Origin of the sequence: Okeania sp. SIO2C2 (assembly GCF_010692625.1) — a bacterium.
GTDB classification, from domain to species: Bacteria; Cyanobacteriota; Cyanobacteriia; order Cyanobacteriales; family Microcoleaceae; genus Okeania; species Okeania hirsuta.
In genome coordinates, this window is the sequence record NZ_JAAHGM010000007.1 from 243,584 (window position 1) to 267,105 (window position 23,522).

At 36.5% G+C, this 23,522-nt stretch carries 18 protein-coding genes and 1 tRNA gene; 12 read left to right on the forward strand and 7 right to left on the reverse strand.

Going from position 1 to position 23,522, the window contains the following annotated elements:
- Window positions 1-24: 24 nt before the first annotated feature.
- From F6K18_RS07585 to F6K18_RS07600, 4 genes are all read right to left on the reverse strand, one after another.
- Window positions 25-1,803 (reverse strand): CHAT domain-containing protein, encoded by a 1,779-nt coding sequence (locus F6K18_RS07585; RefSeq protein ID WP_287519847.1) that lies wholly within the window; start codon window positions 1,801-1,803, stop codon window positions 25-27.
- Window positions 1,804-1,815: 12 nt separating this feature from the next.
- Window positions 1,816-4,458: a lipopolysaccharide assembly protein LapB gene (locus F6K18_RS07590; RefSeq protein WP_287519848.1), complete on the reverse strand. Its 2,643-nt coding sequence runs from the start codon at window positions 4,456-4,458 to the stop codon at window positions 1,816-1,818.
- Window positions 4,459-4,734: 276 nt separating this feature from the next.
- Entirely contained in the window at window positions 4,735-4,950 is a 216-nt protein-coding gene (locus tag F6K18_RS07595) for a hypothetical protein (RefSeq protein ID WP_287519849.1), read from the reverse strand.
- Between the two features lie 813 nt (window positions 4,951-5,763).
- Window positions 5,764-6,048, reverse strand: coding sequence for a hypothetical protein (locus F6K18_RS07600; protein WP_287519850.1), 285 nt, complete (start codon window positions 6,046-6,048; stop codon window positions 5,764-5,766).
- Window positions 6,049-6,728: 680 nt separating this feature from the next.
- On the opposite strand from F6K18_RS07600, the gene F6K18_RS07605 reads away from it, so the two are divergent.
- The 4 genes from F6K18_RS07605 (at window position 6,729) to F6K18_RS07620 (ending at window position 10,213) form a co-directional block, all read left to right on the forward strand.
- On the forward strand, window positions 6,729-8,141 hold the full coding sequence (locus F6K18_RS07605; RefSeq protein WP_287519852.1) for a NupC/NupG family nucleoside CNT transporter: 1,413 nt from the start codon (window positions 6,729-6,731) through the stop codon (window positions 8,139-8,141).
- Between the two features lie 178 nt (window positions 8,142-8,319).
- Window positions 8,320-8,892 (forward strand): hypothetical protein, encoded by a 573-nt coding sequence (locus F6K18_RS07610; RefSeq protein ID WP_287519853.1) that lies wholly within the window; start codon window positions 8,320-8,322, stop codon window positions 8,890-8,892.
- 125 nt (window positions 8,893-9,017) lie between these two features.
- Window positions 9,018-9,629, forward strand: a complete 612-nt coding sequence (locus F6K18_RS07615) for a DUF3318 domain-containing protein (RefSeq protein WP_287519854.1) — start codon at window positions 9,018-9,020, stop codon at window positions 9,627-9,629.
- Between the two features lie 395 nt (window positions 9,630-10,024).
- Entirely contained in the window at window positions 10,025-10,213 is a 189-nt protein-coding gene (locus F6K18_RS07620) for a hypothetical protein (RefSeq protein WP_287519855.1), read from the forward strand.
- Between the two features lie 113 nt (window positions 10,214-10,326).
- Here the strand turns inward: F6K18_RS07620 and F6K18_RS36475 are convergent, their stop codons facing one another.
- Window positions 10,327-13,065 (reverse strand): glycosyltransferase family 39 protein, encoded by a 2,739-nt coding sequence (locus F6K18_RS36475; RefSeq protein WP_353735024.1) that lies wholly within the window; start codon window positions 13,063-13,065, stop codon window positions 10,327-10,329.
- A 22-nt stretch (window positions 13,066-13,087) separates the two neighbouring features.
- Here F6K18_RS36475 and cofH point away from each other — a divergent pair, with 22 nt between their 5' ends.
- Window positions 13,088-14,275, forward strand: a complete 1,188-nt coding sequence (cofH, locus tag F6K18_RS07630; protein WP_287519856.1) for a 7,8-didemethyl-8-hydroxy-5-deazariboflavin synthase subunit CofH — start codon at window positions 13,088-13,090, stop codon at window positions 14,273-14,275.
- Between the two features lie 146 nt (window positions 14,276-14,421).
- Complete coding sequence (locus F6K18_RS07635; RefSeq protein WP_287519857.1) at window positions 14,422-15,309, forward strand: Uma2 family endonuclease; 888 nt, start codon at window positions 14,422-14,424, stop codon at window positions 15,307-15,309.
- A 283-nt stretch (window positions 15,310-15,592) separates the two neighbouring features.
- On the opposite strand, the gene groL is transcribed toward F6K18_RS07635, so the two are convergent.
- Entirely contained in the window at window positions 15,593-17,293 is a 1,701-nt protein-coding gene (gene groL / locus F6K18_RS07640) for a chaperonin GroEL (protein ID WP_287519858.1), read from the reverse strand.
- A gap of 647 nt (window positions 17,294-17,940) precedes the next feature.
- Between groL and F6K18_RS07645 the strand changes: the two genes are divergently transcribed.
- The gene (locus tag F6K18_RS07645) at window positions 17,941-18,186 is read left to right on the forward strand and encodes a trehalase family glycosidase (RefSeq protein WP_287519859.1); all 246 of its coding nucleotides are present in this window, start codon (window positions 17,941-17,943) and stop codon (window positions 18,184-18,186) included.
- A 384-nt stretch (window positions 18,187-18,570) separates the two neighbouring features.
- On the opposite strand, the gene F6K18_RS07650 is transcribed toward F6K18_RS07645, so the two are convergent.
- Window positions 18,571-20,331 (reverse strand): EamA family transporter, encoded by a 1,761-nt coding sequence (locus F6K18_RS07650; RefSeq protein WP_287519860.1) that lies wholly within the window; start codon window positions 20,329-20,331, stop codon window positions 18,571-18,573.
- Window positions 20,332-21,158: 827 nt separating this feature from the next.
- Here F6K18_RS07650 and rplS point away from each other — a divergent pair.
- From rplS to rplK, 5 genes are all read left to right on the forward strand, one after another.
- Window positions 21,159-21,542: a 50S ribosomal protein L19 gene (gene rplS, locus F6K18_RS07655; protein ID WP_124146811.1), complete on the forward strand. Its 384-nt coding sequence runs from the start codon at window positions 21,159-21,161 to the stop codon at window positions 21,540-21,542.
- Window positions 21,543-21,642: 100 nt separating this feature from the next.
- A tRNA-Trp gene (locus F6K18_RS07660) sits at window positions 21,643-21,715 on the forward strand.
- A 405-nt stretch (window positions 21,716-22,120) separates the two neighbouring features.
- A complete protein-coding gene (gene secE / locus F6K18_RS07665) occupies window positions 22,121-22,345 on the forward strand; it encodes a preprotein translocase subunit SecE (RefSeq protein ID WP_124146810.1) in 225 nt (74 codons plus the stop codon).
- Complete coding sequence (gene nusG / locus F6K18_RS07670; RefSeq protein WP_124146809.1) at window positions 22,342-23,016, forward strand: transcription termination/antitermination protein NusG; 675 nt, start codon at window positions 22,342-22,344, stop codon at window positions 23,014-23,016. The genes secE and nusG overlap by 4 nt, the downstream gene beginning before the upstream one ends.
- The gene (gene rplK / locus F6K18_RS07675) at window positions 23,016-23,441 is read left to right on the forward strand and encodes a 50S ribosomal protein L11 (RefSeq protein ID WP_287273850.1); all 426 of its coding nucleotides are present in this window, start codon (window positions 23,016-23,018) and stop codon (window positions 23,439-23,441) included. Before nusG ends, rplK begins: the two co-directional genes overlap by 1 nt.
- The last annotated feature ends 81 nt before the right edge of the window (window positions 23,442-23,522 follow it).

Consider the following 23,522-nt stretch of genomic DNA (forward strand, 5'->3'; position numbering starts at 1 on the left):
TAACTATTCCCTGTTCCCTGTTCCCTATTCCCTATTCCCTTGACTTTCTTTCCACTCTCCCTGCAAAGTAAAAGCTGCCCAATAATAAGGTTCTTTCCAACGAGTCTCAGAAACCATCTCCAACTGTGCTTTTCTTAATGCTTCTGTTGGTGATAATTTGTCTTGTAACATCAACCTATAGAATCTACTCATTATTTCGCTAGTAGCAGCATCGTCGATATTCCACAAACTGACAAGTACGCGAGGTGTACCTGCATACATAAATCCCCTGGTTAATCCTACTAACCCTTCTCCCCGTATTTGTTTTCCTAATCCAGGTTGACAAGCACTCAACACTACTAAGTCTGCGGAAAAATCCAGGTTGAAAACATCATGGAGACGTAAAAATCCATTCAGCAAGTTTCCCTGTGGATCTAGCATCGATAACACAATTCCAGAAAGTTCAGGGTTAATGCTATTAAGTAGTCCGTGGGTAGCAAAGTGGATAATTTTGTATTGATTCAGTTGAGAATTGATTACCTGGGTACGATTTGCCACAAAATCAAAGTAGGAGATAGTCTCTGAGTTTGGCAAAAGGGCGAGAATTGCTTCTGCTTCTGTTCGGGTTTCTGGGAGTCGTTGCCAAATTCCTACATCCATTTGTCGAGCGGCACGATTGAGGTTATATTGTTCCCTATTTTCATTCTGAGTTGATACGGCAGTTTCTAATCGGGTATCATCAGCACTAAAGATTGGATCGGCAACTATCGCAATGGTTTTGGATGCAGTTTTTCGTTGTTGGGCATCTCGACGTAGAATACTTAAGGTTGATGCAGAAGGAAGATTGACAATTTCGTGCTTACTTATTAAAGGTAAATAATTTGCTTCTGATGAAGTTGTTGGTAAGGAAATGGCAGCAAAGGGAATGTAATGTAAAATCCCATCACTAACGATCGCCAAGCGTCGATCTTTCAGTTGAGGAGCAACAGGAGCTAAAATTATCTCATAGAGAGATTGAGAGATTTCTAATAACAAAGATGGATCTACTCGTCTATCAGTAATAGTAAAACGAAATTCTTTAACTATGTTTTCAATTAATGCTTTTGGAGGGAGTTCATGACTGGTAATACTATTTTTAGTAACCGCCCAAAGAAAGCTACGTTTCTTACCTAAAGCATATTGCAACAGAAGTGTATCATTATCCAGAATTTGTGCTTGAATCTGTTTTAAAGTGAGGGGTTGAGGTTGAGTGATAGCTGCATAACTCGGACTTTTTTCGCGGATTTTTGCCTGGACTTCTTGATATTTTCGGAGGAGATATTGTCGCTCTTGTTCGATCGCTGTTTTTTGTTCTAGGGTTTGTTTTTCACTAATGTAAAGTTCTACTCTCCGTTGCTCAATGGTATCTAATTGTTGTTGTAAATTTCGTTCTTGAATGACTAATTCTGGTTCAACACCTTTGCGGATATCGGTGTTTGCTTCGGTGAGGAGTTCAAGGAGACTTCTTGCTTTAGAATGTTCACTAATATTGAGTGCTTGAGCATCATATCCTTGAGAGGGTTTTTGTTGATGCAGTTCCATTAATAAGTCGATGTAAAATTCATAATAGTCTTGTTTGGAACTAAAAAAGGTAAGACGTTCTTCGGGAGATTTTTTGCTAATTCGTGTTTCTTCTATTAAAGAAATTGCTGTTTTTATTTGAGTTATAGCTGTCTGGAGATTACCTTGTTTTTGTTCGACTTTAGCAATACCAAACAAGTTTTCTGCTCTCGATTCAGGATAGTTGTTTTCAAGTAATTCTAGGGATTTATTAAAGAACTGCAATGCTGTTTCGAGTTATCCTAAATTAGAATAAACTTTACCTATCTTTGTATGCAAAGAAGAATTATTTTGCCCATGAGAATTTAAAGCTTGTTTTAAAAATTCTAAGGCTTTTTCTAATTCTCCAAGTTCAGAGTAGATTGTAGCAATATTTATAGAGATAGAGACTAAATCAAGAGGATTATTTTCTTGGGCAATTTTCCAAGCTTGCTGATAAAATGTTAGAGATTTTTCTAAATCTCCGAATTGCTGGTAAAGTTTACCAATTTTATTCAAAATATCAGTTTGTTGGCGATAATTTCCGAGTTTTTGGTAAATTATCAATGCTCGATTGTAGAATTCTAAAGTTTTTTCTTTCTCTCCTAATTCGGAATAAGTATCACCAATTTCACTTAGTATTAAAGCTTCTTTGTTAGGATTATCAATTTTTTGAGCAATTCTCAAACCTTGATTTAAAGAATCTAAAGCATTTTGATAATTTCCAGCCTGAAAATAAATTCTAGAAATCCAAATTAAAGTATTTATTACTCCTTCATCAAAACTACTATTTTGATAAACTTTCTTAGCTTGATTGAAAAAGTATAATGCCTGCTTTGGGTCTCCTAATTCAGTATAATCTTTACCAATTCGCATTAGACCTGTTACTTCTCGGTCTGCTCCAAGTTTTTGATAAATTATACGATATTGATCGAAGGCATTTAAAGCATTTTTAGGACTGTTAATTTGATAGCACAGTTTACCAATTTCCCTAAATACTTCTGTATTTGAAATTGTTTTTGATTGAAGAATTTCTTGACCATAGTTCAAGGATTTTTGGCAGAATTCTAGAGCTTTGTATGAATCTCCTAAATAGGCATAGATTCGACTCATTCTAATAAATATATCAAGGCTTCGTTCTTCTCGAAAAGGTGCATCATTTTCTTGCTCATAAATAGGTAAAGCTTGCTGATAGGAATCTAAAGCTTTTTTGAAATCTCCTAATGTAGTGTAACTTTTACCAATTTCATAAATTGTCCAAGCTTCTCCTGAACGGTCATTATTTTTTTGATAAATACTTTGTGCTTGATTAAAAGTTTCTAATGCTTTGTTTGGATTTTCTAATTCATAGTAAAGCTGACCAATAGTTCGCCAAATCCATGCTTCCTTTTTGTAATCTCCTAATTTTTGAGAAATTGGGATGGCTTGATAATAGAATTGTAAAGCAGTTTCCTTATCTCCAAATTTAATATAGTCTTCTCGAGCAATATTGGTGAAAATATTTACTGCTTTTTTATCTTCACCATTTTCTAGAAAAACTTTTCCCGCTTGCTCAAATACTTCTAAAGCTTTCTTTTTACTACCTAATTCATAGTATATTTTACCAATAGTTCTGAGGATATATGCTTCTTCACTAAAATCATTAATTTCTCGATAAAATAAAATAGCTTGATTATAAAAATCTAGTGCTTTGCGTTTACTTTCTAATGGATTTTCTAATTCATTTTCAGCAGTATAGAGATATAAATAGCCAATCCGACTGAGAGTCTTTGCCACTTCTTCGGTTTCGCCAATTTGTCGATAAATTTTCAGAGATTTATTCAGAACTTCAAATCCTGTTTCTGAATCTTTCAATCTATAGAAATAAATCCCGGCAATTTTGTCACGCAAGAGATTAGCTTCAGCTTGAAAATCGCCCTTTTCCTGGTAAACTGTCACAGCCTGCGTTAAGAATTCCACCATTTTTTCCAGATTTTCTTGATTTCCATAGTATTCAGCAATTTTAATCAGAAAATCTATTTCTCCTTCATTATCTCGCAACTTTTGATAAATCTTTCTTGCTTGTTTATATGCCTCTACTTCTTTTTTTCCATTTTGTAATTTAGAGTAAATATTTCCAATAGCAAACCAAATAATCGGCTGACGATATTCAAAAATTAAGGGAGTTTTTGAATCTCCGATATGACTATAAAATTGACTAGCTTCCTGAAGTATTTCTAATTCTTGATTGTAGAATTCTAATGCTTTTTCTAAATCTCCTGAATCAGAGTAAACTCTTCCTAAACTATCCAGAATATTAGCTGCTTCAATACCATAGCCAATTTCTCGATAAATACTCAGTGCTTCCCTATAAAACTCTAATTGCTTTCCTTTATCCTCTAACCAACCATAGCGATCGCCCATCTTTTTTATCCCCAGTGCTTTGCCTTTTTTATCCTCAATTTCTTGATAAATTTTTAATGACTGTTCGTATAATTCCAAAGCTTTTTGTTGATTATCTGACCACCAATAATCCACAGCAACTGTTAATAGATTTGCTTTGGCTTGACCTACCATAAAATCATCGCCATTTTGAGGTGTAATTTCCCGATAAATTGTCATAGCTTGATTAAATAAATCCCATCCTGCTTCATCGTTTCTATACTCAATCAGATTCAATTCACTAAGAAGACCCAAAACAAAAGCTTCTCCTTGTTTATCCCCAATTTCTTGATAAATAGCTAAAGATTTTTGCAGTAATTTCTGTTTTTCTTCATTACCATCATATAAATATCGGCTCTGAGCCATTTTATTCAGAATACTAGCTTCTCCAGATAAATTATTAAGTTCCTGGTAAATTTTCAGAGATTTCTGATAAAGTTCTAAAGCTTTTTCCGGAGTGCTATGAATTTTTTCTAACAATAATTGAGACTGACCAGAATTGACAAATAAACCATGAAATGATTGAAAATTTCTTTCTTTTTCCAGTCGTTCTAACTCAATAATATAAATATTACCAATTTGACTAAGAACAAATGCTTCCTGGAGGCGGTTATCAAATTATCGATATAAACTTAATGCTTTATTGTAATGTTCTAATGCCAGGTTTGTTGCGCCAATATCTTTGTAAACTTCACCAAGTTTAATTAAGGTCAATGCTGCTTGAGATTTATCTCCTAATGTTTGCCATTTTAATAATTATTCTTCCCATTTTCTAATAGCTTTTAGCTGAGATGGAATAATTCTTTGTTGGGCAAAATTTTCAGCTTGATTAACAAATTGTTGTTTATTTATCAGAAGAACATTGTTTTTGCTAGGTTCTGCTATTACAGATTTTGAAAAAATTAAAAAGTAGGCGAATAAAATTAAACTCTGCTGAGATATTAGTAAGATATTTCTTTCATTTAAAAACATTTATTCATCACCAAAAAATAAGGTCTGAAGCCTCCCCTTTCAAGGAGATGAAAAAGCGGTCGAGAGATGGCGAGGTCTCAAAGCCATATCCAATCAACCAAGAGAAAATAAAGTTCAATATTTCAAGCCTCTGACTTTAACTAGAGGTACTGATAACTGATAACTGAAATGACCTCCAGACGACATTCATTAAACATCTCCAGAAAAGAGGGTTCATTAATTGATAATTGATCATGGATAATTGATAATTACCTCTGGTTAAAACCGTTACGGAATTGAATATAAGGAAATATTATTTCTTTTCTCTTAGTCGATTGGATATGGTTAGGAAACCCATCCATCCCACCCTTCGGGAAGCTGCGAAGATCGACCACTTTTTCTCCTTAAAAGGGGAGGAAAGAAAAAGGAAAAATGACTCTGGTGGTCGTGCATTGTCCGGCAATGTTTATTACAAGAAAAGTGGGAGCATCTTGCTCCCGTACCAGGTATTCCTGTTTGTTATATACTATTTCGCTGAATACCATTATTATCAAAATAATATGGGTCTAAAACCCCACCTTTTACAGCGCTTTTCAAATTGATGAACCACATCTTCACAAGCAAAATCTTGTAAGGACGTTCCATGGAACGTCCCTACTGTGGTTTACCCAAATGAAAACCGCTGTAAAGCGCAATATTTTTGGAGCGAAGCTCAAATCCCCGTTACAAAAATAACTTCTGTACGGGTGGTTCGCGTTTGCGGAGCATTCCGTAGGAAACCACTCCTACTGACTTCTGACTTCTGACTTCGTTAAGCAGGACTACCCTAAGTTTCTAACTGAAAGGATCTAAATCATTACACTCATCTTCATCTTGATCGCTAGGAGCATATTTAGAAGGTGGGCGATCGCTACTCCAGGCCCACCAACTACAACCACACTTACAATGATAAAATTCTTGCCATTTGCGACGACTATTTTCTCCATAGACAGGGGAACGTCGATTAATCCAAACTGCCTGTGCGTCTATTGTACCTGCCCCACACTTAGGACAGCAGAACTGAAACACATGAATTGAGGATTCTGTCCATTGAGGAGGAGTTGGGCTAAATGCTTCCATTATTTAAAATGAGTATCATATAGATTTACTTATGTCAATATTGTAGCTGAAAGTTAAAAAGCATTTCCTGACGGAATACTCCGCAAACGGCAATTCAGTACTCAGCATTACTGCTTAGATTTATACTAAAACCGAAAGAAAAGCAATTTCTAAGGATATTTTAACCCCTCTTAAATTATCTGGCGTATCAGCCGAGCATTTCAGCCCAAGCTAATAACTAAAAGCTGTTAGCCCAGAGTTAGTTAAACTTAAAAGAACAACTTATTTAGGATATAGCATTGAAATTAAATTAAGCGTTAGAAGGAATAGAGAAAAATACAGTAGATTTCTCCCATAAGAAGTACATAGATTAACAATTAAATGTTTCTATTTCAGGCATCTTGCCCACCATAGGTGTACCTTACTAAAGTAGAATCTTCTGTAATTAAGAGATTTTTTTGTAGTCAAAATCCAAGCCCCCGCGCATCCCCCAATTTTGGGGGACTAGAGCAAGCAAATTGACTCTTTTTCCCCCCCAAAGTTGGGGGGATAGGGGGGCAAAATTCAGTATCAAAAAACTTTTCAGATATCCTCTAAAATTGGTTGGGTTTTGATTCCCTATCTACTTCCTTCTTACTTCTTCCTTCTTACCTCTTCCTTCTTCCTTCTTACTTCTTCTTTCTTTCTTCAACCCTAATCAAATGAATCTGTTATTAAATTTTATATCTTTAATTGGAATTGTAATTTTGTGCTTTATTGCATGGTTAGGTTCAGAAAATCGCCTAATCATTCCTTGGAAAGTTATATTTTGGGGAATAGGATTACAACTATTTATTGGTTTGCTAATATTCGTATTGCCAACCCGTGACCTCATTGCACAAATCAATAATCTTTTAAATACATTACTAGATGCTTCAGAAGCAGGGGCCAGATTTTTATTTGGCGGCTCTAATTCAGTAATTGTCCCAGACCCTAATCGCATTGTTGGACCAGGCCCCGCAGCTAGATGGATAGTTAGAACCGTAGGTACTCCTTATGTAGAAATTCCAGGCGATCGCCTCACTCCGGATAATCTTAATTTGGGCTTTATTTTTGCCTTTCGTTCTCTCCCACAAATCATCTTTTTTTCTGGGTTAATTAGTCTATTATATCGACTAAATATTATTCAGCCCATTGTTCAATTGTTTGCTAAAATTTTCCAAAAAACAATGAAAATTAGTGGAGCAGAATCTTTATCTGGAGCGGCAAATATCTTCGTAGGAATAGAATCAGCAATTGCCGTCAAACCATATCTACAGGATATGACCCGCAGCGAACTTTGTACTATTTTATCTTGTTGTTTCGGTTCGATCGCCTCTTCAATATTAGGCATATATGCAGTTATTCTCAGACCAACATTTCCTGGCATTACTGGGCATTTAGTCTCAGCATCAATAATGACTATTCCTGCTTGTTTTGTACTATCGAAACTCTTGATACCAGAAACCGAGAAACCGAAAACTTTAGGTCATGTTCCATCTGAGAAAAAAAAAGAAAATGACCAATTACCAAACCCAATGGATAGTTTAATGAATGGAGGGATAGATGGAGTAAAAATGGCAGTAGGAATTGTGGCAGTAATTATTGTAATTTTAGGATTACTTGCATTAGTTAATGCCATATTTAATGGTTTAGCAAATCTACCAAGTCCCCTAGGAAATATATTTCAAATAATTACTGTACAAAATATCTTAGGAGCGATATTTTTACCTCTAACTTTTCTCACCGGAGTATCTCTAGAATGGAGCGAACTTTGGCAAGTTTCAATATTAATTGGACGTAGATTATTTGAAACAAGTATCCCTCCTTATTTTACTTTGGCACAACTAAAAGCGGCTGGAGAAATTAGCGATCGTGGCTTACTAATAGTTAGTTATGTTCTTTGTGGTTTTACCCATGTAGCATCCTATGGAATTTTTGTCGGTGGAATATCAAATCTCATACCATCGAGGCGATCAGAACTTTCTGCTCTTGGTTGGAAAGCTCTATGGGTTGGTACTCTTGCTACTTTAATGACAGGTTGTGTCGCCGGATTATTTGATTTTGGCGACCCTACTATTTTAGGTTTTAGGTAGTAGCTGGTAGGTAGTAGGTTTTAGGTGGTATAGCGTTTTCAAATGAAATGTCAAACAAGAGTTAGTTATTTACTAACAGTAAAAAGTCCGGCAAACCTTCTTACCTGTTGCCTGTTGCCTGTTGCCTGTTGCCTAAAAAAGATATTTTTTTCAAAACTGAAATAGGATTGATATATATATGAAAAAATGGCGCTTAATTAGTATAGGATTATTCACAGCTCTAACTTTATTTATTTTCAATTATATTGTTGGGAATTGGCATCAAATATCCTTACTTAAACCTGCCCAAGCTGAAGATATTACTAATTCATTAATCACTTTGAGTTCTCGCTCATATAAAGATAGTAGATTTGAGATTGGAATTATAGAAGGTTATCAACAAAAAATCATTGCTGGCGTACCAGTATTTGAATCGTCAGAAGGAAATTTAGCTTATACTGTAGTAGTCAAACCTCAAGTTAATTTACAACAATTAGATAATCAAACTTTAGCGATAATTGCCATAAATGAATTTGCTAGAGGCGAAGGTTTTCAACCACAAGAATTTCAAATAATTAAACCAGGAGAAATTACTTTACCTTGGAGTGGTAGTGTAACAATGAATAATAATGCACAACCGATAAGTGGAATAATTTTAGCCCGTCAGATTGATAGAAATGTATTTTTATTGTTAATTAGTGCCACAGAGGCCAAAACAGAAAAAATCACCCAAGTTTTGCAAATTTTATCCAATAGTTTAAAAGCAGTTTAATTCCAATTTAAAAAAATAATGCTTATAGCAGTCAAAGGAAAGGTTAGGAGAGATAAACAGCTTAAAACTCAGACAATGTAATATTTTTCCTTCTTCCTTCTTCCCTCTTCCTTAATTTAAAAAATATGAATCCAGAACTTTCTGAAACTACCCGCTTATTAGATATCATGCCTGCTTCTGGGCGAATGATGACAAAAATAGTTGGTAAAAATCAACAACCTAAAATTATTGAAACAACCTTTCCTTTACCTTGGAAAAATGACCGGATAATCTATCTAAATTTTGACTTATGGATGACTTTACCCAAAGAACAAAGGGATTTAATCATGTTACAAACTGTCAGTTGGTTATGTGAAATTCAATGGTTTAAGCCTAATCTGAATCAAGGTATTTTTGCAGTTGGTTTAATAGGACTAATTTCCCAATTAAGCGAAGCAGATGTAGTTGGAATATTAGTTGCAGGTGGTTTAAGTACAATTGGTTTAATCAAAATTTGGCAAAATAATCATAGTACACAAACAGAATTAGCAGCAGATGAAATGGCAATTAGAGTAGCAACCAGACGAGGTTATCAAGAAGCTGAAGCAGCAAATTATTTATTACAAGGAATTGAAAATGTAGCCAAAATTGAAGGGCGTAATAATCTGAATTTTACCGAGTTAGTTAGGTGTCAAAATTTAAGAGCGATCGCTGGTTTATCTCCTGTAGCAGTTCCAGAAAAAGTGAGAAAAGAATAGGTAGTTATGCATAGTTAGGACTTACACATAAACGCTATTGGTAGTGGATTGTTTCATCTAAAATAGTGCAATAGAATAGTCAGGAAAAAGTTGCTATTTTAAAGATAACAGCTTTGACTAAAAATGGAAAATCACAAACAGGCGATCGCTGTCAATTGGTAACAGGAAACAAGCGATCGCTATTGAATTGATGGCGTTGCACAGTCAGGAATGATGAAATCCGAAAGTAGATATTTTTGGATAATTATTTCCTTAATATATGTATAGTTTAAAATCTATTATCATTTGAGCAGGAAATTTCAGTGACAATTTGCCGTTGTTGAAGCTCTGAAGTTAATCATCTGATTGTCTAATCTGCTCTGTCCTCTGGTGGGTAATACCATTTTGATAAATGTTTGCTACAAATAACTAGGGAATTTTTTAGGAGTCAACCCACCCCTCGCCCCTCCCCCTCCCAGGAGGGGAAGTCAGGAGTCAGGAGTTGTATGGGAATGGCTTCAATACCACTTTTTAGGTTGGAAATCATCTTTTTTGTCAAAGGGATGTCTCCTGAAAATTATTTTTATCCCTCTTACTATTCGTAACATTCTTTTTTCAAAATGGTATAACAACAACATAAGGCAATAATTTGCGCGTAACTTTGCTCCACCTACTTTATTAATTAGTGGTGGATTGGCAGAGTAATAATCCATATTTATCAACCCGAAAAATGGCAATGATAAAGCTGATATTTATAACCATCTATTAATAGAAATCCACCTTTATTAACCTGACAGTTTTCTACTGCAATATTAAAATCACTCGCAAAATTTACTAACCATAAATCAAAAGGATATTCCAGTCTATTGATAATTTCCTGAAGTGAATTGACAGTATTTTCTCTATCGGTTTTTTGCTCTACTAAAATAAATTTTACACCCTCTAAATATTTTTCTTGACAAATACTCTTTTTTCTACATTTTTGCTGAAAAATTTTTCTCATATTCCAAGCTATTCCCATCAATTCCCCAGTTTCAACATGAGTGTTATGAATAGTAGCAATAACTATCGGCTTGTCAGATTTTTTTTCTATCAGAGAGACCAATAAATCTGGTCGGTAATATTTTTGATAGCCTAAATTTGAAACAACAGTTAAGCCACTTAATAAAGCCATTAACCAAATTAAAATTACCGCTTTTTTGCCAGTAGTTGTGCAAATTAAGACATTCAAAAACTTACTTTTAACAAACTGCCGTTCAAAAATTTGCGCGAGAATTGCTGCTACAAAAATAATTACTGCTGGAAAATAAACAAAACTGTAACGGGCACCTCTAGTTAGGTCAATACCAAAAATATAAGTAAAACCAAAAAATAATAATGTACTAGCTAATATGACTCCGGCAAAAGTAATGAAATAAATACTAATATCAGAATTTTTTAAGCAATTAATAGTGCCACTAATAAATAGAGGAAATAGCCAGATGAAAAATAAAATCATCACCGCGACAGAAATAATGGCTATAGGAAAAATCGGAGATTCTATCGGCAATAAAAATAACATAGTAATCCCTGTAGCCAGGTATTGAAAAATCGGACTGAGCAAACTTTTTAAGTTACTATCGCTAATCGAAATCCATTCTGTTAGTTCACTGCTATAACCATTTTTCCAAAAAGGTAGCCAAACTAAACCACCAGCTAAAGTTCCCAAAATTACTATGTAGAAACTAGCAAGTGATTTTAGCGGAATATGGGGAGTAAATTTACCTGATTTTTTAACTTTGAAACTAGAAAATTTATCTTTTTCTTTTGAGTTGAATACCCCGCCGTCTACAGGGTGTTGAAAATTGGTAGAAGTTTGAGTATCCATCAACTTTTTCCTTCTTGCTTCTTGCTTATTCCCTCTTCCTTCCTTGGTAGAAGTTTGAGTATCCATCAACTTTTTCCTTCTTGCTTCTTGCTTATTCCCTCTTCCTTTTTTGGTAGAAGTTTGAGTATATATCAACTTTTTCCTTCTTGCTTCTTGCTTATTCCCTCTTGCTTCTTGCTTATTCCCTCTTCCTTCTTTAGTAAAAGTTTGAGTATCCATCAAATTTTTCCTTCTTACTTCTTGCTTTTCTGCTCTTCCTTCTTCAACTTTTTCTTTTGAGTTTAATACCCCGCCATCTACAGGGTGTTGAAAATTGGTAGAAGTTTGAGCCTCCATCAATTTTTTTCTTCTTCCTTCTTGCTTATTCCCTCTTCCTTCTTTAGTAAAAGTTTGAGCCTCCATCAATTTTTTTCTTCTTCCTTCTTGCTTATTCCCTCTTCCTTCTTTAGTAAAAGTTTGAGTATCCATCAACTTTTTTCTTCTTTCTTCTTGCTTTTCTCCTGTTCCTTCTTCAACTTTTTCTTTTGAGTTTAATACCCCGCCATCTACAGGGTTTTGAAAATTGGTAGAAGTTTGAGTCCCCATCAACTTTTTCCTTCCTCCTTCTTCCCTATTCCCTCTTCCTTCTTTAGTAAAAGTTTGAGCCTTCATCAACTTTTTTCTTCTTCCTTCTTGCTTATTCCCTCTTCCTTCTTTAGTAAAAGTTTGAGTATCCATCAAATTTTTCCTTCTTTCTTCTCCCTTATTCCCTGTTCCTTCTTTGGTAAAAGTTTGAGTATCCATCAATTTATTCCTTTCTCCTTCTTGCTTCTTCCCTCTTCCCTCTTCCTTCTTCCTTCTTCCTTCTTCAACAAAAAATAGAGAAATTAACACCATTGTTTCAGCACAGAGAGTCAAAGTAAAAAAATAGTGGGTGGCAATACCTAAACTATTAACTACTACCCAAATAAATGCCGTAAAAATTGGCAAAGATTGACCTTGCTGAAAATGGCGAATACTAATAATTAAACAACTAAAAGAAGCAATAACAAATAAAATAGCTAAAGTATAATGACGAGCTTCTTGAGCAAGATAAATACCATAAGGAGAAACAGCCATTATTGCAGCAGCAAGTTGTCCCACTAACCGAGAATCAAAAGCCAACTTAGCCAAACCATAAATAGCAGGAATAGAAGCAACACCAAATATAACACTCAAAGACCGCGCACCCCATAGAGAAACTAACTCCCCTTCTTTAGAAAAAAACTGCATCCACCAATGAGTCAAGATAAAATAGACAGGTGGGTGGTTACTATGAGTTAATAGGTGATCGACAACATCCTTAATTTCGGCGTTGGGATGAAGTTGCAGGGGTTGGAGTAAAATATCAGGAGCGATCGCTCGATCTAGTGGTACATCCTGGAAACTATTACCCAAACTAAAAACCAAAGTAGAAAATTCATCCGTCCAAGGTGGTTTACCATCTAAATTAGTCAGACGTAAACAAGTAGCGATCGCTATCCAAACCAGCAAAAGTAACCATTGACTGTGTAAACTCCTGCGCCAAAAGTTGACTATTTTCTGATTAATATCTCGATTAAACTTTCTCACTCTTACTTTTAACCTAATAAATATGACCGCTTTCAACTTGACAAACCAAAACCTAGAGACAATTTTAAATCGCGCCTTAGAAGGTTATGACCTATCTACAGCAGAGACACTATTATTGTTATCCCCAACCTCTCAAGCAAATTTCGGAAAACTTCCCTTAACTCAACTTCCCACAGAAATAACAACTATCCAGAAAACCGCAGACAAACTCCGACAACAACAAGTAGGAGATACTGTTACTTACGTTATCAACCGGAATATAAATTTCACCAATATCTGCGAACAACATTGTAGTTTTTGTGCTTTTCGCCGAGATGAGGGGGATGCGGGTGCTTTTTGGTTAGATATTGGTCAAATTCTGGAAAAAGCTAATGATGCAGTACAACGAGGGGCAACAGAAATTTGTATGCAGGGAGGATTAAATCTTCAAGCTAAAATTGCAGGTAAATCTTTACCTTATTATTTGCAAATAGTAAAAGGTATTAAAGATGAGTTTTCTCAATTACATTTACACGCTTTTTCTCCCCAAGAGGTACAGTTTATTGCTAGAGAGGATGGCGTAAGTTATGAATATGTAATTGCTGCTTTGCGGGATGAGGGGGTGGGGTCGATGCCAGGTACTGCTGCGGAAATTTTGGATGATACAGTGAGAAGGGTTATTTGCCCGGAAAAAATCGATACAGCAACTTGGTTGGAAATAGTCAGCACAGCACATCGTTTGGGAATGCCAACCACAAGTACAATGTTGTGCGGTCATATTGAAACCCCTCAACAACAGATTTTACATTTGGAGAGGTTGCGCTTTCTCCAACAAACTGCCATTGAAAAAAATTATCCGGCGAGAATAACAGAATTTATTTTATTACCATTTGTCGGGCAAGAAGCACCTGCACCTTTGCGTCAGAGAGTGGGACGCGACCAACCTGTTTTGTTGAATGTTTTGTTATTAACAGCAGTGTCGAGAATATTTTTAGGAAATTGGATAATTAATCATCAACCAAGTTGGGTAAAAATTGGTTTGGATGGAGCAAAAGAAGCCTTGAAGTGGGGTTGTAATGATATTGGCGGTACATTAATGGAGGAACATATTACAACAATGGCAGGTGCTGTTGGAGGTACTTGTATGGAAGTCGAAAATTTGCAAGAAGCTATTAGGAGTTTAGGGAGAAGCGATCGGCAGAGAGATACGCTTTATGAAGTCAAAAGTTAGAAGTTTGAAGTATTTGTAGGTTGGGTTGAAGTTATGAAACCCAACAAAGAAAGTAACAGTTATACATTTTCTGGCCAGCAATTCCTAAAAAAACAACTAGATTTTTGTTAAAATCAGACAACATATCAAATATGGATGGGTTAGTGATGACAGAAACAAAAATTCAAACTGAACTACCACCGTCTTTTCCAGACCATACCCAACTACCAGAGTCAGACGGTACATTTGTGAAAAACTTTCAAGAGCATCCCCAAAGCATTATTCTTACAGATTCCATTACTCCAGTTTTGCAGCGTATTCACCCTGATGGAGAATATGCGATCGGACAAGACTGTGGCATCTATTGGCGGGAAACAGACCCTCCCGAACAAGGTGCAGTTTGCCCAGATTGGTTTTATGTTCCTAATGTACCCCCTTTACTGGATGGTCAATATCGTCGCTCTTATGTTATCTGGCGAGAACATATTGCACCATTTATTGCTTTAGAGTTGGTATCAGGTGATGGTGCAGAAGAACGAGATCGAACGCCTGTATCCCGAACATCTGAGGGAAAGAAAATTAAACCTGGAAAGTTTTGGGTATACGAACAGGTTATCCGAATTCCTTATTACGGCATTTACGAAATTACAAGCGGTCATCTGGAAGTTTATCACTTGGTGGATGGGTATTACCAGCAGATGTCACCAAATGAGCGGGGTCACTATCCTATTGAGCGTTTGGGAGTAGAATTAGGACTTTGGCAAGGTAATTACGACAATCAATTTATGTTGTGGTTACGTTGGTGGGATGCAGAAGGTAATTTGCTGTTAATAGGAAACGAACGTGCGGAAATTGAAAAAGCAAGAGCGGAACGTGCTGAGTCTGAACTTGAACGTAGTGAGTCTGAACTTGAACGTGCTGAGTCTGAACTTGAAAAGGCGTTGCTTGTCCAAAGGAATGCTATTTCTCGGTTGTTGGCAATAGGTTTAAGTATGGAGGAAGTTTCTGAAACTCTTGGTTTGAGCGTTGAGGAAGTTCAGGCAATTTTGCAGTAATAGATATGGCGGGCGTCATATCAGTGAAGTACACCTGTAGCGGGTATAAGATGCCCGCACTGGGAATTTTATTAAAAATCTACTGACTTGTCAGATTTATAGTTCGTAGGAAAATTAGGGTCTGAGTATATATGAAAAAAAGCACAATTTCGTCATCTTCTCAGTATTCATAAATACAAAAAGACGGTATAAATAATCTAGTCATCTTTTAGATGACTTAAGCGATCAGCCAAGGATTTCAATCCTTGGCTAATATAAGCTTGGCTAATATAAACAGGCGAAATTACATCATACCCATGCCAGGCATACCCATGCCGCCCATGCCGCCCATGCCGCCCATGCCGCCCATGCCACCCATGCCGCCCATGCCGCCCATGCCACCATCCATATCTGGCACCGCAGCTTTCTTCTCAGGTTTCTCAACAACCACAGCTTCAGTAGTTAATACCATACCAGCAATGGAACCCGCATTTTGCAACGCAGAACGTACTACCATTGCCGGGTCAAGAATACCAGCAGCAATCATATCTTCATATTCACCAGTTATGGCATTAAAACCAACACTGAAATCAGTAGAACGTACTTTCTCTACAACTACCGAACCCTCTGCACCAGAATTATCAGCAATCTGACGTAAAGGTCCTTCTAAAGCACGTTTGACAATATCAGCACCAATCTGCTCTTCCTCACTTAAACTACCTTTCAACTCATCAACCTTACTCGCCAAATGAATTAAAGTAGTACCACCACCAGGCACAATACCTTCTTCTACAGCAGCTTTAGTAGCATTCAAAGCATCTTCTATTCTTAACTTGCGGTCTTTAAGTTCGGTTTCTGTTGCTGCACCAACTTTAATCACTGCTACCCCACCAGCTAACTTAGCAATGCGCTCCTGTAATTTCTCTTTGTCATAATCAGAATCACTCTCTTCAAGCTGTCCGCGAATTTGAGCAATGCGCTTTTTCACTTCCTCTGCTGTATCCCCACCAGCAACAATAGTGGTGTTGTCTTTGTTAATAGTGATTTTCCGACCAACTCCCATCATCTCTAAATCTGCCATCTCCAGATTCAGACCTATTTCTTCAGAAATAAGTTGACCACCCGTAAGAATAGCAATATCTTGGAGCATAGCTTTACGGCGATCGCCAAAACCAGGAGCCTTCACAGCAGCAACATTCAATACACCCCGTGCTTTATTAACAACCAAAGTAGCTAAAGCTTCCCCTTCAATATCCTCAGCAATAATTAAAAGAGATTGACCCGCACGAGCAACTTTTTCTAGCACCGGTACTAAATCTTGAACAGAGGAAATTTTCTTATCAGTGATGAGAATGCGAGAATTTTCAAACTCAACTACTAACCGCTCCTGGTCAGTAATAAAATAGGGAGAAAGATAACCACGGTCGATTTGCATCCCTTCAACAACTTCTAAATCTGTAGAGAGAGACTTAGATTCTTCAACAGTAATCACCCCATCTTTAGTAACTTTATCCATTGCCTCAGCAATCATTTGCCCTACTTCTGCATCGCCACCAGCAGAAACCGTAGCTACTTGAGCGATCGCTCCTCCTTCTACTGGTTTAGCAACTGCTTCTATTTCTTTGACTAGCTGATTAATAGTTTTTTCAATCCCTTTACGCACTGCTACTGGGTTTGCACCAGCAGTTATGTTTTTGAGACCTTCTCTAATCATAGATTGAGCTAAAACTGTAGCGGTAGTTGTACCATCTCCAGCAATATCTTTTGTTTTGGATGCCACTTCCTGAATAAGTCTAGCACCTGTATTTTCGAGAGGGTCTTCTAGTTCGATATCTTTGGCTACGGTAATCCCATCATTCACTATGTGTGGTGCGCCAAATTTTTTCTCTAATAATACATTTCTACCCTTTGGACCCATAGTGATTCGGACTGCATCAGCTAGGGAATTTATTCCTCGCTCTAGAGCGCGTCTGGATTTATCATTAAATTCTACAATCTTGGCCATATACTTTCTCCTATTGCTTCCAAATAAAAATTTAGCACTCGGTGAGGTAGAGTGCTAGTTCGTGGAAACCGTACATTAGGGTAAGGAAGAAGTTAGAAGGAAGAAGGAAGAAGGATTAAAGCGGAATTTGAAACACATGATACATAATAACCGGATTTGATATAAGTTGAGAAAACTTGAGAATTATGGCCATGAATGAAGATGTGATACCAAGCGTGAAAAAAGAATGTTATGAATAATTGGAGTGACTAAAAGATTTTACTGATAACTGATAACTGAAATTACAGAAGATGTCCCTTTGACTAAAAAGATAATTTTCAATCTAAAAACTAAAAAACTGATAACTGAAATGGCTCGTAATACTATTTCTCTGTAACAATGCGCTTAATAATTATTGCTCAGACCTGATTAAACTGACTATTCTCGTCTTTATATTAAGTGCCACTTCATCGATAAATGGTATAAGTATAAATTCTGACTCAATTAGTAAAGCTTTTATCTAAAATTAAAAGCAATAGGTGATGGCTGAATGCTTACCTTTTGACTTTTAACTTTTGACTTTTAACTTCTGCGCAGCGGCACTAGCTATTTGTAGCCAACATTCTTGGCAGTCGTAAGCAAAATTTTGTTGAACCAAAGTGAGTATTATGAAAAATTTACAGAAAAAACAAGTTGAGCAAGTACTAGAATATATTAATAACTATTGGCATAGCTTACAGCGTGAAGCTAAGAAGCAAGAAAAAAAAGGTGGTACTTTACTTGATTTACCTTATCCATATTTAGTTCCTAGCCATCAAGGAATGTTTCAAGAAATGTATTATTGGGATTCTTATTTTATAGCACTCGGATTAATCGGAAACCCATCCATCCCTCGACCACTTTTTTCTCCTTAAAAGGAGAAGCTTTAAACCGAATTGATTAATTATCAATTATCAATTATCCATTATCCATTATCCATTGGTAAACTTGCCTCCTATGGCCGGAACTGCGAACTTCAGCTATCAGCTTCATTAGCTTTAATTGTATGGGTTAAAAACTCAAAACAAGTCTTTCTTGTGCTTCTTATGGGTGGAAAATGTGTAAGCATTCAGCCGTCAGCTATCAGCTATTGCTTTTCGTGTGGCTTTAAAGCTGTATTAATTGAGCTAGAATTAATCTTACTACAAAAGTCGTTAAAGTCTATATTCATTTAAACTATGTCCTTAAAAGCAGGGTATTATTGCTGAGAGCTGACTGCTAATAGCTGTTTGCGCAGCATTCCGCAGGAAATGCTTAAATTAACTTGTTTTTTGCCTTGCTGCAAACATTCTTTCAAAGCTCATCGCAGCAACACCAATAATCACCAATAACATTCCCATAATTTGTTTGAATAATAAAACTTCTCCAATAACAAAAAGAGCAAATAAAGCAGTCAATGCCGGACCAGAAGTACCAATTATAGATGCTCTTGCAGCTCCAGCAAATCTAATAGCAAAACTATTTAATACATAGCTAGAAAGTGTTAAAATTCCCAGAATAATACCACTAACAATTAAACCAGACCATACATTAACACTAGGGTCTATATTAATATTAACTGACCATTCTGTCGGTAAAGGCATCATCAAACCTAAAGCAGAAAATACAAAAATTCCGGCAAAGTTCACTAAACTAAAAGGAATAGGATGAAGTTTTCCTGCTGACATTTGTGTGAGAATAACATACCCAGAAAAAGTAATTCCAGCACCCACAGCAGCCAAAATTCCTTGTTGATAATCACCCTCTCCACTAGGAAGAGCTAAAAACCCTCCTATAACAATCAGAACCATAGCAAAAATTCTGATCATAGAAGGGCGATCGCCAAATAATCCCCAAGATACTAAAACAGTAATAATTGGATAAATAAAGAAAATTGTAATAGCAATAGCAGTAGGTATATTACCTATAGAAATATATATCAATACCTGAGATAAGAACAAAAAGAAAGCACTACCAATAACTTTCCACCATAAAGAAAAATCTTTGGATTTGATCAGGCGCTCAATATCGCTCCAAACCGCAGGATACAGAAATGTTGCGACGATAGGCATCAACAACATTACTACAATGAGTCGTAGTAATAAAATTAACAAAGAATTACCAACATTAGGATTTATCAACCCTTCCACCGGAAATAAGCCGAAAATTTTACTAGGTTGTGGAGGCGTATTAAGGATAACTTTAATACAAACATTAAATAAAGATAACAGTGCTGCAGAAAGTAAAGCCAAAATCAAACCTACCTGAACTTGAGAAGCAGATTTTTTAGGTTTGGCAGTAGACTCAGTTTTGGACTTAGGGGATACTTCTGAGGACTCCACAGGAGATGTCGTCAACATTGATTTTCCTGAAGAAGTAGTATTTGCTGAGTTCTTAGACCCAGACTGGGAAACTTCATAAGTTCTAGATGAAACTGTATTATTATTTTCCAGTTGTGCCTGAAGACGACTGACCAAAGCTTCTAGAATGACCTCACCCTGCTGTTCCATACTACGCATACTATTTAACTGTACAGAAAGGTCACTTTGGTAACTATCCAACTCCTGTTTTAATGCCTCAAATGTTCCAGTCACAACACCAGATAAAGAATCTCCAAATTCATTAGTAGTCCCATAATAGTTATTTGAAGGATTAGTCATTGGTAACTCTCCCCCTGGAATACCAGCTTGTTGTAGTCCCGGATCGACACTCTCCGTTAAATCTCTAATTTTTTGGCCTAACTGTTTTTGTAAGTTATTAGCCAAAACCTGGGCTAATTGTTTAAGCCATAATTGTTGCTGGGCTATTTGTCGCTGAGATAAAGATTCGAGTTGTTTAGATTGCAACTGTTCATATTGCTTTCGTAATTTACTGATATCCTCATTAAGCTGTTCTTTCTCGACTCTCAGTCTGTATACATCTTGGCTTAACTGATTTGTCAGATTTTGGCGAAAACTATCTAAGTCTTGAATCACTAATTTCAGGACTTCTTCTGGTGATTTGGGAGTTTCGGCTCCCTGATTTGGGGGTTGAGTATTCATTTTCCCTATAGGTCTTTTAACTAATACCGCGAAAAGTCCCACTCCATAAGGTACGTTGGGATTGGGGCAGAACTAATAAATATGTGGCAGTAATTCCCACACAGCCCCTAATAAATCGCGGGAATTGATTGTGCTTTAATATAATAAATGCTGGAACTGCAGTATTAATCTCGATAACTAAGTGAATCTCAACAATTAGCCTGTGGAAGATGAGTATTTGCTTCCCTTGTATTTAGGCATTGGCTGTTGAATTAGGAAGCCCACTATAAACAAAGTTTGCTGTTGGGTACTTCACAGGAAAATTGGGTCTGAAGCCTCGTCCTCAAAGGAGGACTTTTCCTAAGATTTCTGTAGCAGAAAATATGCTATAATCTTTAAAATTAGTTTCCTATGTTAGCTGCAGTTCTGCCCCAGCAAAACGTCAACCCACCGAATATCTATCGTTCAGTAGGAATATCAGCGCCTTTAGGCCGGAGAGGATGTCAACTTTTACAGTTTCTTTCATATATATACTTGAATGAATAATGTCCCATTTTTATCGATATGACTATTCTTTAACTGAATTTAGCTATAAAATTGGGGACATATTACCTCCACGATATCTCCACATTACATTAAGATGATTAAGCTTTAATGCGGAAAGTTTATTTTTTAACTGAGATACTTTTCCTTGACTCAAATACTGACGAAGATGTCCAAGGTATAATCATCAAACTAGCAAAACTAATATTTGATCGGGAATGGGCAGTCTTTCATCATTTTGTTGCTGCTTGCATTGCTCATAATAATTGATATATAGTAATAGATTGTGAGTTTTAAAGAGTATTATGACAGCCCAAGAAATCATTCGCTCAATTGAAGCCGAGGAAATAGAAAACCTCAAACAAGGCTCGAAAAAGAAATTGCCTCAAATTTATGTAGGTGACACTGTAAAAGTCGGAGTCAAAATTATAGAAGGAGGAAAAGAAAGAGTCCAGCCCTACGAAGGTACTGTAATCTCCATGCGGAATGGAGGAATCAATGAAACTATTACAGTTCGTCGTGTTTTCCAGGGTGTAGGAGTAGAAAGGGTATTTCTGCTCCATTCTCCTAGAATTGCTAGTATAAAACTAATCCGTCGAGGTAAGGTTCGTAGAGCTAAACTTTACTACTTGAGAGAACGTATTGGTAAGGCCACCCGTGTCAAGCAAAGATTCGATCGTCCTTTATAGTCTCCAAGATGGTTTAAGAAATTATTTGGAACTTGATGAAAAGTTATGTTATACTAGATCAAGTAGAGGTCATTAAGATTTAATCTAAGGCCTCAACTATGCGCTCTTAGTTCAGTTGGTAGAACGCAGGTCTCCAAAACCTGATGTCGGGGGTTCGAGTCCTCCAGGGCGCGCTTAATACTTAAAGTCAATCAAGATATTCTTTCATCGTAGATATTTTTATATCTACCCAAATTAACCAATAATATTTTTGTATAGAGAATTTTTACTAAGGCAAAGGTTTCCTAATGATTTCTATGCGAATTTTACTGCTGTCGCTGACATCAAAAGCAGTTATTCATTGCGGACAATATTTGTGCTATAGTAAGTAGATTGCTGAGACTCCAGTGTATAAATGTAATATTATCAGAATCTTCCTTGAGATTCTAAGTCGTACCAATGAACTAAGAATCTGAATCTATAAAACAACCATTAGCAATAGTATTTGGGAAGACTATACAGTAAATACAGTAAAAAATCCCAACAATTAAGTATAAGTAAATAAATTGAAAATCCAAAACTTAGGGAGATAAGTTATTGTGGCCAAAAAAGAGGAAGTTAGAGTACAAGAAAACAAGGAAAGTTTCCAGCTTCTAGCTTTTTTCAAAGAAACAAAAGAAGAACTAGATAAAGTAGTATGGCCAAGCAGAGAGCAGCTCATCAGTGAGTCTGTTGCTGTACTGTTAATGGTTATTCTCTCGGCAACAATCATTTATCTAGTAGATGAGTTCTTTAGTTGGGCAGCTGGGGTGGTATTTGGATGAAATTATATCCTGAAGAAACACAAGACACAACGCAATCAAACCAGGGGGAAGAAAAGCCCAGAGAGTTTCTCAAAGGAGAATTACGATGGTATGCAGTACAAGTTGCCTCTGGTTGCGAAAAACGAGTTAAGGCTAATTTAACCCAGCGTATTCAAACTCTTGATGTTGCAGATAAAATATTTAAAATAGAAATACCTCATACACCCGCAGTTAGGCTTCGTAAAGATGGCAGTCGCCAACATAGTGAAGAAAAAGTTTTTCCTGGCTATGTATTAGTACAAATGAGGCTAAATTGGATAGAGGAACAAAAAAAATGGACAATTGATGACGAAGCATGGCAGGTTGTCAAAAGTACCCCACATGTGATTAACTTTGTAGGGGCTGAACAAAAGCGTCGCTATGGAAGGGGTCGTGGTCATGTTAAGCCGTTACCACTGAGTCCTTCAGAAGTAGAAAGAGTCTTTAAACGAGCTCAAGAGCAAGACCCAATGCTCAAGGTGACAGTGGCAGAAGGAGATCATATTACAGTTCTCTCAGGGCCATTCAAAGAGTTTGAAGGTGATGTAATTGAAGTAAGTCCAGAAAGAGGTAAATTGAAAGCGCTATTATCCATTTTTGGACGAGATACGCCAGTAGAATTAGAATTTAATCAGGTAGAAAAGCATAAATAATGGCAAAAAAAGTCGTGGCGCTGATCAAGTTGGCTATTACGGCGGGAAAGGCTAACCCTTCTCCGCCTATAGGTCCTGCTTTAGGTCAGCATGGTGTGAATATTATGGCGTTTTGTAAAGAGTATAACGCCAAAACTGCAGACCAAGCTGGTACAGTAGTTCCAGTAGAAATCTCGGTTTATGAAGACCGTAGTTTTACTTTTGTTCTGAAAACCCCTCCTGCAGCAGTCTTAATTAAAAAAGCAGCAGGTGTAGAACGTGGTTCAAGTGAACCAAATCGTACAAAGGTAGGCTCAATTACAAAAGCTCAATTGCAAGAAATAGCCCAAACAAAAATGCCAGACCTCAATGCTAATGACATTGAAGCTGCGATGAAAATTGTAGGAGGCACAGCTAGAAATATGGGTATTACGATTGCGGATTGATTTGATTAATTAATCGAGTCCTAAAATATCTGCATTCTACAGTAGAAATAGAAACAAAAGTAAATTGATATTAGGGGGAGA